Origin of the sequence: Nocardia sp. NPDC051832 (assembly GCF_040681285.1) — a bacterium.
Classification (GTDB): Bacteria; Actinomycetota; Actinomycetes; order Mycobacteriales; family Mycobacteriaceae; genus Nocardia.
This window is the reverse complement of record NZ_JBFAYL010000002.1, coordinates 747942-760571: the sequence shown is the minus strand read 5'-3', so window position 1 is coordinate 760571 and position 12630 is coordinate 747942. Positions and strand designations below refer to the sequence as shown.

General features: G+C 69.7%; 12 protein-coding genes. 6 read left to right on the top strand and 6 right to left on the bottom strand.

The annotated features are described in order from the left end of the window. Window positions 1-85: 85 nt before the first annotated feature. Window positions 86-637 carry a DUF3000 domain-containing protein gene (locus AB0M14_RS13355; protein ID WP_364995750.1) on the top strand — a complete coding sequence of 184 codons (552 nt, stop codon included), beginning with the start codon at window positions 86-88 and terminating at the stop codon, window positions 635-637. Window positions 638-659: 22 nt separating this feature from the next. Then, window positions 660-1937, top strand: a complete 1278-nt coding sequence (locus tag AB0M14_RS13350) for a ribonuclease D (RefSeq protein ID WP_364993416.1) — start codon at window positions 660-662, stop codon at window positions 1935-1937. On the opposite strand, the gene AB0M14_RS13345 is transcribed toward AB0M14_RS13350, so the two are convergent. Beyond that, the gene (locus AB0M14_RS13345; protein WP_364993413.1) at window positions 1934-2353 is read right to left on the bottom strand and encodes an SRPBCC family protein; all 420 of its coding nucleotides are present in this window, start codon (window positions 2351-2353) and stop codon (window positions 1934-1936) included. The two genes, AB0M14_RS13350 and AB0M14_RS13345, sit on opposite strands and share 4 nt — an antisense overlap. A gap of 63 nt (window positions 2354-2416) precedes the next feature. Further along, window positions 2417-4342: a 1-deoxy-D-xylulose-5-phosphate synthase gene (gene dxs, locus AB0M14_RS13340; RefSeq protein ID WP_364993408.1), complete on the bottom strand. Its 1926-nt coding sequence runs from the start codon at window positions 4340-4342 to the stop codon at window positions 2417-2419. Window positions 4343-4610: 268 nt separating this feature from the next. Between dxs and AB0M14_RS13335 the strand changes: the two genes are divergently transcribed. After that, window positions 4611-5345 carry an SIMPL domain-containing protein gene (locus tag AB0M14_RS13335; RefSeq protein ID WP_364993405.1) on the top strand — a complete coding sequence of 245 codons (735 nt, stop codon included), beginning with the start codon at window positions 4611-4613 and terminating at the stop codon, window positions 5343-5345. On the opposite strand, the gene AB0M14_RS13330 is transcribed toward AB0M14_RS13335, so the two are convergent. Continuing rightward, window positions 5326-6057, bottom strand: a complete 732-nt coding sequence (locus AB0M14_RS13330) for an AraC family transcriptional regulator (protein ID WP_364993401.1) — start codon at window positions 6055-6057, stop codon at window positions 5326-5328. The genes AB0M14_RS13335 and AB0M14_RS13330 overlap by 20 nt on opposite strands. A gap of 66 nt (window positions 6058-6123) precedes the next feature. Here AB0M14_RS13330 and AB0M14_RS13325 point away from each other — a divergent pair, with 66 nt between their 5' ends. Continuing rightward, on the top strand, window positions 6124-6936 hold the full coding sequence (locus tag AB0M14_RS13325; RefSeq protein WP_364993397.1) for an alpha/beta hydrolase: 813 nt from the start codon (window positions 6124-6126) through the stop codon (window positions 6934-6936). A 4-nt stretch (window positions 6937-6940) separates the two neighbouring features. Here the strand turns inward: AB0M14_RS13325 and AB0M14_RS13320 are convergent, their stop codons facing one another. Both AB0M14_RS13320 and AB0M14_RS13315 read right to left on the bottom strand, forming a co-directional pair. After that, window positions 6941-8353 (bottom strand): TRAM domain-containing protein, encoded by a 1413-nt coding sequence (locus tag AB0M14_RS13320; RefSeq protein ID WP_364993394.1) that lies wholly within the window; start codon window positions 8351-8353, stop codon window positions 6941-6943. Next, window positions 8346-10358, bottom strand: coding sequence for an APC family permease (locus AB0M14_RS13315; RefSeq protein WP_364993391.1), 2013 nt, complete (start codon window positions 10356-10358; stop codon window positions 8346-8348). Before AB0M14_RS13315 ends, AB0M14_RS13320 begins: the two co-directional genes overlap by 8 nt. A 204-nt stretch (window positions 10359-10562) precedes the next feature. On the opposite strand from AB0M14_RS13315, the gene AB0M14_RS13310 reads away from it, so the two are divergent. Beyond that, entirely contained in the window at window positions 10563-11228 is a 666-nt protein-coding gene (locus AB0M14_RS13310; protein WP_364993388.1) for a TrkA family potassium uptake protein, read from the top strand. Window positions 11229-11230: 2 nt separating this feature from the next. Next, on the top strand, window positions 11231-11902 hold the full coding sequence (locus AB0M14_RS13305) for a TrkA family potassium uptake protein (RefSeq protein WP_364993384.1): 672 nt from the start codon (window positions 11231-11233) through the stop codon (window positions 11900-11902). On the opposite strand, the gene AB0M14_RS13300 is transcribed toward AB0M14_RS13305, so the two are convergent. Further along, on the bottom strand, window positions 11892-12527 hold the full coding sequence (locus AB0M14_RS13300) for a sigma-70 family RNA polymerase sigma factor (RefSeq protein WP_364993381.1): 636 nt from the start codon (window positions 12525-12527) through the stop codon (window positions 11892-11894). The genes AB0M14_RS13305 and AB0M14_RS13300 overlap by 11 nt on opposite strands. Between the last annotated feature and the right edge of the window lie 103 nt (window positions 12528-12630).

Here is a 12630-nt window from a genome sequence, read left to right as displayed (position 1 = left end):
GACACCGCTCGACATCCGCGACGGCGCCGCATCGACCGAGGGCTCCCCCGCCGAACCAGCTGGATTTCGAGCCGCGGTTGCTGCGATGGGCACCGCATCCGTGCACCCCCGCATCGAGCTCGCGCCGATCCGTCCGCCGCAGCGGCTGGCACCGTATTCCTACGCTGTCGGCGCCGAGGTCAAACATCCCGAGACACCCCTGGTGCCGGTCGATTCCGAAGGCGACGCGTTCGGCAGGCTGATCCTGCTGCACGATCCCGACGGGGACGACGCCTGGCACGGCGTGTTCCGATTAGTGGCCTACATCCAGGCCGACATCGACGCGTCCCTGGCCGCCGACCCGCTGCTGCCGGAGGTGGCGTGGAGCTGGCTGGTCGACGCGCTGGAGTCGCGGTCCGAGCCGTTCACCGCGCTCGGCGGCACCGTGACCTCGACGACGTCGGTCCGCTACGGCGATATCGCGGGCCCGCCGCGCGCGCACCAGCTGGAGCTGCGCGCGTCCTGGACCGCGACCAGTACCGAGATGGCGCCGCACGTGGAAGCGTTCTGCGAAGTACTGGCTTACTCGGCCGGTCTGCCCCCGGCGGGGATCACCCATCTACGACCGGACTCGCACACCAGCAACGAACCAGGCTGACAGCAACGTAAAGTTCACGTCTATGCCGGTTGTTGACGAGCCCATCGAGGGGCGCAGTGTGGAAGAGAATACAGCGGAGCCACTGCTTGCCCCGAATGATGGTGTGCCCCCGGTGCTGGTCACTCCCGAGCAGGTGGCCGCGGCCGCCGAGCAGCTCGCCGCGGGTACCGGCCCCCTGGCGGTCGACGCCGAACGCGCCTCCGGTTTCCGGTACTCGGCGCGGGCCTACCTGATCCAGCTGCGCCGCGCCGGCGCGGGCAGCTTCTTGATCGACCCGATTCCGGTGACCGACGCGCTGGACCCGCTCGCCGCGGCGATCAACGACCTGGAGTGGGTGCTGCATTCCGCCGACCAGGATCTGCCGGGTCTGGCCGAACTCGGCCTACGCCCGGCCCGGCTGTTCGACACCGAGCTGGGCGGCAGACTAGCCGGATTCGAGCGGGTCGGGCTGGCGGCGATGGTGGAGAAGCTGCTCGGACGAGCGCTACGCAAGGGGCACGGCGCCGCCGACTGGTCGACCCGCCCACTACCCGACGACTGGCTCAACTACGCGGCCCTCGACGTCGAACTGCTGCTGGAACTACGGGACGAGGTCGCCGCCTCGCTCGACGAACAGGGCAAGACCGACTGGGCGGCACAGGAATTCGAGCACATCCGGACCACCGAACCGCCAGGTCCGAAGGCCGACCGGTGGCGGCGCACCTCCGGCATCCACACCTTGCGCAAGACCCGGCAGCTGGCCGTGGTGCGGGAACTGTGGGTCGCGCGCGACACCCTGGCCCGCGCCCGCGATGTCGCCCCCGCCCGGATCCTGCCGGACGCGGCCATCGTCTCGGCCGCGACCTCCGATCCGCGCACCATCGCGCAACTGCGCGCGCTGCCGGTGTTCGGCGGCCCGCGCCAGCGCCGTTACTCCCGGGAATGGCTGGCCGCCATCGACCGTGCCCGCGCCCTTACCGAGGACGAGCTACCCTCGCTGACCCAGCCGTTCGAAGGTCCGCCGCCGGTGAACCGGTGGGAGCGGCGCGACCCGGTCGCCGCGGCCCGGCTGACGCGGGCCCGCGCGGCGATGGGCGAACTATCCACCGAGCACGCCATTCCGGTGGAGAACCTGCTGTCCCCCGACTTGGTGCGGCGGCTGTGCTGGGACGGACTCCCGTCCTATGACCGCGTCGGCACCGCGGACGACCTCTCCGCGGCGATCGACGGGTTCCTCAAGTCCGGTAGCGCGCGGCCGTGGCAGCGTGAGCTGTCGGTGCCGGCGCTGACCGCCGCGCTGACACCGGAGCAGCCCGGCTAGGCGCGCTCGCTCTCCACGGTTTTCTTGAACTCCGCGATGGCCTGATCCATGAACGAGCCGAAGGCGTCGGCGAGTTCGGCGGGCAGGACGTCGTGCATCCACACAAACCTGCTGCGCTCACCCGACCCATTGTCCAACGCGATCGCCTGCATACTCGCCGTGTCGTGCTCCGGGTGCACGGTGTCACCGATGATCGAGAACGCGTAGCGATGCTCGGCGGCGTCGTAGGAGATGAGCCGTTCGCGCACCACCACGCCGGTGACGAAGGTGACCACCCGGACCTCGGGTCCGTCCGGCCGGCATTCGGTGACCAAACTCGGCGACATCCGCGCCGGACCTTGCTCGAAGTCGCCGATGTAGGCCCACACGTCCTCGACCGGCGCTTCGATGACGATTTCCCGCTTGACCCAAGCCATGACCGTTTCTCCTTCACTAGGTAGGGGAAACGGTACGGCTTCAGAGTTGTGCGCGTGCGGTTTTCAGAACGATCGTTCGGGCTGTTTTGCTCCGCCGGCGTCGAGCCAACCGCTGATCCGGCGGGCGATATCGGAGGCGGTCAGCCCCAGCTCCTGATGGACCGCGTCTCTGGAGGCGTGGTCCAGGAACTGCTGCGGCACACCGAGATCCCGGGTCGGCACATCGACCCCGGCGGCCCGGATGCGGGCCGAGACCGTCGATCCGATGCCGCCGTGCAGACCGCCGTCTTCGAGCGTGACCACCAGGCGGTAGTTCTCGGCGAGCTTGACGATGGTGTCCGACACCGGCAGCACCCAGCGCGGATCGATGACGGTGACCGAAATACCTTCCGGCTCCAGCGCTTCGGCGACCCGCATGGCGGTCTCGGCGAACGGGCCGACCGCGACCAGCAGCACGTCGCCGCGGCCGGTCTGCGCGGAACCGCCGTCGGTGGCGGCCAGGCGCAGCACGTCGACCCCGTCGAGCCGCTCGATCGCCGGGACGTCCTCGGCGACACTGCCCTTCGGGAACCGGAGCACGGTGGGCCCGTCGTTGACCGCGAGCGCCTCGGCCAGCTCCTCGCGCAGGGTGGCAGCGTCGCGCGGGGCGGCCACCCGGATGCCCGGGATGATGCCGAGCAGCGAGAAGTCCCACATGCCGTTGTGGCTGGCGCCGTCCGGGCCGGTGATGCCCGCCCGGTCCAGCACCACGGTGACCGGCTGCTGGAGCAGCGCGACATCCATCAGCAACTGGTCGAAGGCGCGATTGAGGAAGGTCGAGTAGATCGCGACCACCGGATGCAGCCCGCCCAGGGCCAGGCCGGCGGCGGAGGTCATGGCGTGCTGTTCGGCGATGCCGACATCGAACATGCGCTCCGGGAAACGCTCCCCGAACGGCGCGAGACCGGTGGGTCCGGGCATGGCGGCGGTGATCGCCACGATGTCCGCGCGGCGTTCGGCGTGGGCGATCAGCTCCTCGGAGAACACCGAGGTCCAGCCGGGTGCCTTCTTGCCCGCCAGCGGACGGCCGGTCAGCGGGTCGATCGGATCGCAGGCGTGCATCTGATCGGCCACGTGGTTCTCGGCGTGCTCGTAGCCGCGGCCCTTCTGGGTGACCGCGTGCACGACGACCGGGCCGCCGAAATCCTTGGCGCGGCGCAGCGCGGCCTCCAGGGCGGCGATGTCGTGCCCGTCGACCGGGCCGACATACTTCAGCCCGAGGTCGCTGAACAGTTCCTGTGGGCTGACGGCGTCCTTGATCCCGGCCTTGACCGCGTGCACCATCGAGTAGGCCGACTCCCCCACCCGCGGAATGCTCTTCAGGATGCGCTTGCCCGTGTCCAGGGCGTGTTCGTAGGCGGGCTGGGTGCGCAGCGCGGTGAGCCGGTCGGCCAGGCCGCCGATGGTCGGGGCGTAGGAGCGGCCGTTGTCGTTGACCACGACCACCACCGGGCGATCGGTGCCGGCGGCGATGTTGTTCAGCGCCTCCCAGCACATGCCGCCGGTGAGCGCGCCGTCACCGACCACCGCGACCACATGGCGGTCCTGCTCGGTCAGCGCGAAGGCCTTGGCCAGGCCGTCGGCGTAGGACAGGGCCGCCGACGCGTGCGAGGACTCCACCCAGTCGTGCGCGCTCTCGGCGCGGCTCGGGTAGCCCGAGAGCCCGCCTTCCTTGCGCAGCGAGTCGAACTGGTCCTTGCGGCCGGTGAGGATCTTGTGCACGTAGGCCTGGTGGCCGGTGTCGAAGATCAGCGGGTCGGCCGGCGAATCGAAGATCCGGTGCAGCGCGATGGACAGTTCCACCACACCGAGATTCGGCCCGAGATGACCACCGGTAGCCGCGACTTTCTGTATGAGGAACTCACGGATCTCCGCCGCCAATTCGCGTAGCTGTGGCACGGTCAGCCCACGCAGATCTTCGGGCGTATCGACCCGGGAAAGCACTCCCACCTGAACTCGCTCCCTCCGGATAGCGCATCTGATACCGAGCATTTCCGGCGGCCCGTAAGCCGCCGCTAGCGGCCAGTCTACGGAGCAGCGGCCGGGCCCCCGCTCCACATCGGCCTGTCACCCACGGTCACGGCCGCGAAATGTGAGGCTCCACACGAATCTACGCGCGCTGACCCGGCCCACACGGTACCCGCTTCGCGCGGGGACGATCGCGCGATCTCGTCCGTTGAACCGATGAACCGTGATCCTCGAAGGCAAGGAGAGCGCCGTGAGCAAAGGTAAGAAGAAGGACAAGAAGAAGGACATCGCGATCGCCGATTGCGGCGCCGGGTGCTGCGGCTTCGCGGAGGCGGACGCCGTGGCGGGCACCGTCACCACCTACGGCGCGGGTACCGCCGGCGCGGCGCCCGATCTGATGCGGGTCACCATCACGGTCGAGGCCAAGGCGAGCAAGGTCGCCCTGGCCTACGGCGAAGCCGGTGAACGCGTCACGGCGATCACCGACTCCCTGCGCGGCGACGGCGTATCGAGTGCCGATATCGCGACCACCGGCTTGTCGGTGCGCACCGAGACCGAATGGACCGAGGGCAAAGGCCAGCGGATCACCGGCTATGTCGCCAGCACCGACCTCACGGTGTCGCTGCGCGAGATCGGCGAGCACGCGGACCCCAGCCCCGCCGACGTGATCGCGCACTGCGTCGAGGCGGGCGGGGACGAGGTCCGGCTCAACGGGCTCACCCTCGGTTTCGCCGACGAGGAGAGCCTGCTCGGGCGGGCCCGCGACGCCGCCTGGGACAACGCCCTGGCCAAGGCCGAGCAGTATGCCGCGCGCGCGGGCGGCACGGTCGGGCCGGTGCTGGTCATCACCGAGGACACCGGCTCGCGGCCGCGGATCGGCGCCCGCGCGAAAGCCGGGATGATCGCCGAGATGGCGTCCATGCCGGTGGAACTCGGCGAGAGTGAGATCTCCGCGAGCGTGCGCGTCACCTGGCAGCTGAACTAGCCTCCGGCCCGGCCAGATGGATTCGACCGTCCAGGGCGGCGAACGCCGTGGGCGTGAGACCGAACATGGCGCGGAAGGTGTCGCTGAAATGGGACGGGGAGGCGAAGCCGGCGTCCGCGGCGGACCGGGTGAAATCCTGACCCGCCACGTGCGCCTCGGCCACGGCCAGCATGCGTGACCATTGCACGTACCGACGGAAACTCGTACCGGTCTGTTCGGCAAACCGGCGCAGGAAGTAGGACGTGGACAAGTCCGTGGCACTTGCCTTTTCGGCGGCGCGCTGGGGCTTGGCCGGATCCGCGCGGATCTCGGCGGCGACGGCGGCGATCCGCGGGTCCCCGATGATCGGCGCCGGGATGGTCGCGAGGTCGAGGATCCGCTCGATATCGGGCACGGGGTCCGCGCACAGAGCCAGGAGGTCGGCCTCGTGCCGGTGCTCGACCGGAACGCCGTGGACCGTGCGCCGCATCCCGCCGAGGCAACGCGCCAAGCGCGCCGAGGCCGGATCGAAATAGCAGTACAGCTTGCGGTCGTCGGTATCGAGGACATGGTGGGTGACCCGGGGACGGAACAGGAAGCTGCGCGCGGTGATGTCCGGAGCGCGCGCGACGCGTACCCGGAACGGCCCGTCGAGCCCGATCCCCAGGCAGGCAACCGCCGTCGAGTGCGGCCCCAGCGGCATCCCGGGCCCGAGATAGACCGCGTGCCCCACTCGGAGCCACAGTTGAGCGCACGTTTCTGGAAGTGTGGTCCGCCCCATGGTTGCGACGATACCGACATGATGAAAGACGTACTGGTCGACGGCGCGCGACTCCGATATGCCGAGGCCGGACAGGGTGATCCGCTGGTGCTGCTGCACGGCTGGCCCGAGAGCCATGCGGCGTGGCGGCACCAGATCGGCGCACTGTCGCTGTCCCGCCGGGTGATCGCGCCGGACTGGTTCGGCTGGGGCGAATCCGAGCGCACGCCGCGGCTGAGTTGTGACTATGACAGCGAGGTGGCGCGCATCGGCCGGATGCTCGACGCGCTCGGCCTCGACCGTGTCGATCTCGCCTGCCACGACTACGGCGGCTTCCTCGGCCTGGGCTTCGTCCAGCGCCATCCCGCGCGGGTGCGCCGGTTCGCCATCCTGAATTCCCGTGCGCACAGCACGTTCTCGGCGCCGTACTACCAATTGTTCGGACTGCACTCGGTGCTGCCGCGGCTCCTGACGCTGCCGGGAACGGGGTGGTTGAATCGTCGCGGCCTGACCCGATACGTGCGCAACGGATCCTTCGACGAGCACCGGCTGCGCACCTATCTCGGCTTCCTCGACACCGCCGCGGGCCGCCGCTGGTACGCGCACTTCTGGTCGGGATACCAGGTCCGGGTCCGCCCCGAACTGGCGGCCGGACTCGCCGGCATCGAGTGCCCGACCGCGGTGATCTGGGGTGACCGCGACCCGGCGATCCCGATCCGCACCGCCGAGGAACTCGCCGCGCGGATCCCGCACGCCACCCTGGTCCGCATCCATGGCGCGGACCACTTCGTCATGGAGGAACGCCCCGAGGAGGTGACCGAGGCCCTGGCCGCCTGGTTGCTGCGGGAGTGAGGCGCTAGCGCTGGAGCAGAGCCACGCATTCGACGTGATGCGTGCCGGGGAAGGCGTCGAAGGCGCGCAGCTCGGTGAGGGTGTAGCCGGCGTTCTGGTAGAGGCCGACGTCGCGCGCGAAAGCGGCCGGGTCGCAACCGATGTGCAGGATCCGATCCGGACCGGCCCCGGTCAGCGCCGCGACGACCTCCTTGCCCGCGCCCGCGCGCGGCGGGTCCAGGACGACGGCGGCGGGGGCCGCACCGGAAGCGTGTTCGACGATCCAGCGTTCGGTCCGATCGGTGCGCAGGTCCACCCACGGCAGATCACGCAGTGCCGCGTCGCCGTCGGCGACCGCGGTCCGCGCGGATTCCACCGCGCGCACCGCGCCGTCGGCCCCGACCTGATCGGCCAGGCGGGCCGCGAAAACCCCGGCGCCGCTGTACAGATCCCAGGCCAGGTCGCCGGACTTCAGCCCGGACCATTCCGCGATGAGGTCCGAATAACATTGCGCCGCACCGCGATGTGCCTGCCAGAAGCCGGTCGCGGCGACTTCCCAGCGCCGCCCGGCCACGTACTCGACCGCGCGGCCGCTGCCCGCCAGCACCCATTCCTCGCGGGGCGCGTGGCCGGCGGCCCGGCGGGCGGCGGCGTTGCGGCGTTCGCTGCCGGGGCTTTCCAGGCCCTGCGCGCCGGCCACTTCGGCGGCCGGTGTGCGCGGGCCGCGACCCGGGCGGCCGCCGCGGCCACGGGCGTCGCGGCCACGAGCGCGGCCGTCGCTGTCGGCGCGGCCCCGGCCACGGCGCTGACCCTCGCGCGGATCCACCTCCGCCGGAGCGAGTTCCACGATGTGCCGCACCCCGTCGCCGTCGACGGCGACGACCAGTTCCGCGCCCGGCGTCCAGTCCCGATCGGCGATACCATCCATCGCGCCCGGAATCGGTTGCGGGCAGCGCAGATCCGTGAGGACACCGGTGCTGCGGTGCCGGTGCACGCCGGCGCGCCCGTGCTCGTCGACGGCCAGCCGCACCCGGGTGCGCCATCCGGCGGTGGCGTCAGCGGGGTATCCAGCGATCGGCTCGACCGCGATGTCACGCTCCACACCGGCCAGCCGCCGCAGCTGCTCGGCGACCACCGACGCCTTCAGCGCGCGCTGCGCCCGCGGTGTGGCGAAGGAGAAGTCACAGCAGCCCGCGCCGCCCGGACCCGAGACCGGGCAGGCGGCGGGCACCCGATCGGGCGAAGCCGCCAGGATCTCGATCGCGTCGGCCCGGCAGAACGAGCCACCGCGGTCCTCGGTGACCTGGGCTCGGACCAGTTCCCCGGGCAGCCCGTGCCGCACGAACACCACCCGGCCCTCGTGCCGGCCGACGCAGAATCCGCCGTGCCCGGGCGGGCCGAGCCGGATCTCGAAAGTCTCGCCGCGCCAGTCACTCATCCCGGGCACCCGAGCTCATCGGCCGGTCCTCGTACCCGCGCCGCACCGCGCCCGGCGCGCTGATGTCTCCCGGCTGACGCGCTCGCGTCGACGAACTCAACTGCCACGGCACACTGGTCACCATCACTCCCGGTTCGAACAACAGTCGGCCCTTCAGCCGCAGCGCACTCTGGTTGTGCAGCACCTGCTCCCACCAGTGGCCCACCACGTACTCCGGGATGAACACCGTCACGACATCGCGCGGCGCGTCCTTGCGTACCCTCTTGACGTAATCCAGTACCGGCTTGGTGATTTCGCGGTAGGGCGACTCGATCACCTTGAGCGGCACCGTGATATCGCTGCGCTCCCATTCCCGCACCAGCGCCCGGGTGTCGGCCTCGTCGACGTTCACCGTCACCGCTTCCAGGGTGTCCGGGCGGGTGGCGCGGGCGTAGGCCAGCGCGCGCCGGGTCGGCAGGTGCAGCTTGGAGACCAGCACGATGGAGTGCGAGCGGCTCGGCAGCACACCGTCCCATTCGTGCGCGTCCAGCTCGCGCGAGACCGAATCGTAGTGGCGGCGAATCATTTTCATCACGATGAAGATCGACACCATGACCAGGATGGCGATCCACGCGCCGATCAGGAACTTGGTGATCAGCACGATGACCAGCACGGTGGCGGTCATGGTCAGGCCCACCGCGTTGATCACCCGGGAGCGCTTCATCCGGGCCCGGTGCGCGGGGTCGGTCTCGGTGCGCAGCAAGCGGGTCCAGTGCCGCAGCATGCCGGTCTGGCTGAGTACGAAGGAGACGAACACCCCGACGATGTAGAGCTGGATGAGCTTGGTCACGTCGGCCCCGAAGAACACCACGAACGCGATCGCCCCGCCGGAGAGGAACAGGATGCCGTTGCTGAACGCGAGCCGGTCGCCGCGGGTGTGCAGCTGCCGCGGCAGGTAACGGTCCTGCGCCAGAATCGAACCCAGCACCGGGAAGCCGTTGAACGCGGTGTTCGCGGCGAGCACCAGGATCAGCGCGGTCACGGTCAGGATGAAGAAGAACCCGATCGGGAAGCCGTGGAAGACGGACTCGGCGATCTGGGCGATCAGCGTCTTCTGGTGGTAGTCGGCGGGCGCGCCGATCAGGTGGGCGGTGTCGTGCGCGAACACGATGCCGATCTTCTGCGCCAGGATGATGATGCCCATCAGCAGCGCGACCGCGATGACGCCCAGCAGGAGCAGCGTGGTCGCGGCGTTGCGGGACTTGGGTTTCCGGAAGGCGGGCACACCGTTGCTGATCGCCTCGACACCGGTCAGGGCGGCGCAGCCGGAGGAGAAGGTGCGCGCGAGCAGGAACGCGAAGGCCAGTCCGTAGAGGTGCTCGTCCTCGGCCTTGATGCCGAAGCCCGCGGACTCGGCGTGCAGCGTCTCCCCCAGCACATAGACCTGGAACAACCCCCAGCCGAGCATGACGAACATGCCGACGATGAACGCGTACACCGGAATCGCGAACGCCTTGCCCGATTCCCGCACACCGCGCAGGTTGATCGCGGTCAGCAGGACGATCGCCACCACCGCGAACAGCACCTTGTGCGTGGCCACGAACGGGATCGCCGAGCCGATATTGGACGCGGCCGAGGAGATCGACACCGCCACGGTCAGCACGTAGTCGACCAGCAGCGCGGAACCGACGGTCAGACCGGCGGTGGGACCCAGGTTGGTGGTGGCGACTTCGTAGTCACCGCCGCCGGAGGGGTAGGCGTGCACGTTCTGGCGGTAGCTGGCCACCACCACCATCATCACGGCGACCACCGCGAGACCGACCCACGGCGCGTACATGTAGGCCGAGATCCCGGCCACCGACAACGTCAGGAAGATTTCCTCCGGCGCGTACGCCACCGACGACATCGCATCGGAGGCGAAGACCGGGAGGGCGATGCGCTTCGGCAGCAGGGTATGCCCCAGAGAATCACTACGGAAGGGCCTACCCAGCAGCATGCGTTTGGCTGCCGTCGTCAACTTGGACACTGGAGCGAGCATAGATCCCCGCAGGCCGGATTACCCGCGGGGTTCGGATACGCGCCACGCGGCACGCCAGGTTTGACGGTGGCCCGGACGGGGAACGTGGGGCTTGGACCATCCCTCGGGCACAGGCCGCCGCGAATCGGCGGTACGGTTTGCCGACAGCAAATGGCAGACCGAACACCAGGGTTCCAAGAACGGGGTTGCACGGTGTACGTAGTGATCATGGGGTGTGGCCGCGTCGGATCGTCGCTGGCCCGCGCCCTGGTCCGGGTGGGGCACGAGGTCACGGTGATCGACCGCGATCCGAGCGCCTTCCTGCGGCTCGGCCAGGAATTCCCGGGCCAGCGCATCATCGGCGTCGGCTTCGACCGGGACGTGCTGACCCGCGCGGGGATCGAGCGCGCCGACGCGTTCGCCGCGGTGTCCTCCGGTGACAACTCCAACATCATCTCCGCGCGCGTGGCCCGGGAGAACTTCGGCATCGAGCGCGTGGTCGCGCGGATCTACGACGCCAAGCGCGCGGCGGTCTACGAGCGCCTGGGCATTCCGACCATCGCCACCGTGCCGTGGACCACCGATCGGTTCATGCGGACCCTGATCGACGATTCCAGCACGTCGAACTGGCGGGACCCCACCGGCTCGGTCGCGATCACCCAGCTGAACCTGCACGAGGACTGGTACGGCCGTACCGTGCGCGATCTGGAGCGCGGCCTCGGCGTCCGGGTGGCGTTCATCCTGCGCTTCGGCAACGGCGTGCTGCCCGACAGCAAGTCCATCATTCAGGCCGACGACATCGTCTACGTGGCCGCGACCTCCGGCAGTGTCGGCGAGGCCGTCGCGCTGGCCGGCAAGCCCCCCGCGAGCGAGGACTGATCATGAAGGTGGCCATCGCCGGAGCCGGCGCCGTCGGCAGATCGATCGCCCGGGAACTGCTACGCAGCGGACATCGGGTGATGCTGCTGGAACGCAAGCTCGATCACATCGACCCCGCCGCCATCCCGGACGCGGTCTGGGTGCACGCGGACGCCTGTGAGCTCGCGCTGCTGGAGGACGCGGGGCTGGAGAGCTACGAGGTCGTCATCGCCGCCACCGGCGACGACAAGGCCAATCTGGTGCACAGCCTGCTCGCCAAGACCGAGTTCGGCGTGCGCCGGGTGGTGGCGCGGGTCAACGATCCGCGCAACGAATGGCTCTTCGACGAGTCCTGGGGCGTGGACGTGGCGGTGTCCACGCCGCGGCTGCTGGCCTCCCTCGTCGAGGAGGCGGTGACAGTCGGCGACCTGGTGCGCCTGATGACGCTGCGTCAGGGTCAGGCCAACCTGGTCGAGATCACGCTGCCCAGCGACACCGGACTGGCGGGCAAGCCCGTGCGCGCGCTCACGCTGCCGCGCGACGCCGCGCTGGTGACGATCTTGCGCGGCGGCCGGGTCATCGTCCCGCAGGCCGACGACCCGTTCGAGGGCGAGGACGAACTGCTGTTCGTCACCTCGGTCGAGGCCGAGGAAGATCTGCGGATCGCGCTGGCCCAGCACGGAATCAAGCCTTGACGACGTTGAGCTCCGCGCGCAGCTTGTTCAGCGCGCGGTGCTGCATCACCCGCACGACGCCCGGGCTGGTGCCGATGGCCTCGGCGGTCTGAGCGGCGCTCCAGCCGAGCACGATCCGCATGACCAGCACCTCGCGGTGCGCGGGCGCCAGAATCTTCATCAGCTCCCGGGTGGCGGCCCGGCGTTCGGAGGCCAGCGCCCACTCCTCGGGGCCGGCCGCGGGGCAGGCTTCCTCGGGCATCTCCGCGGTCGGGTAGGCCGGATGCAGCTGGGAACGGCGGAAGGCGTCGGCGACCTTGTTGGCCGAGATCCCGTATACGAAGGCCAGGAACGACTTGCCCTGATCCTGGTAGCGCGGAACCGATTTCACGGTCGCGATCAGAACTTCCTGCACCACGTCGTCGACGGTGACGTGCAGATGTGACGTATTACCCAGGCGCGCACCGCAATAGCGGCGGACCAGCGGGCTGACCAGTCGCACGATCTCCGACATGGCCTGCTTGTCGCCTGCCGCGGCGGCGCCGATCAGCTTGTCCAGCTCGGCGGCCACGCGCTTGCTCTCCGAGAGCGCGGGACTGGGGTGGGCGGGAGACTTCGTTGCCGAAATCTTGTGCTCGGTAGGCAACTTCAGGCCCTTTCGATCGTTGCGTTTTTTCGTTCTGCAACGATCGTCGGCCGAAACCGGCCTTCCAACCAGGCACCCCAGGGGTGGGTGCTACCCCACCTCC